Origin of the sequence: Escherichia sp. E4736 (assembly GCF_005781225.1) — a bacterium.
Lineage (GTDB): Bacteria > Pseudomonadota > Gammaproteobacteria > Enterobacterales > Enterobacteriaceae > Escherichia.
In genome coordinates this window covers 878-1,117 of the sequence record NZ_VATT01000065.1, presented here as the reverse complement: position 1 = coordinate 1,117, position 240 = coordinate 878, and the positions used below count along the sequence as shown (strand labels likewise).

1 protein-coding gene is annotated in these 240 nt (G+C 53.8%); it reads left to right on the top strand.

Features of this window, described 5'->3' with window-relative positions:
* On the top strand, positions 1 to 240 hold a 240-nt coding region (locus tag FEK46_RS23175), incomplete at both ends, for a GTP-binding protein (protein ID WP_240731157.1).

Genomic DNA, 240 nt, shown 5'->3' with positions numbered 1-240 from the left:
CGTCGGTACTATCGGCCACGTTGACCATGGTAAAACAACGCTGACCGCTGCAATCACTACCGTACTGGCTAAAACCTACGGCGGTGCTGCTCGCGCATTCGACCAGATCGATAACGCGCCGGAAGAAAAAGCTCGTGGTATCACCATCAACACTTCTCACGTTGAATATGACACCCCGACCCGTCACTACGCACACGTAGACTGCCCGGGGCACGCCGACTATGTTAAAAACATGATCAC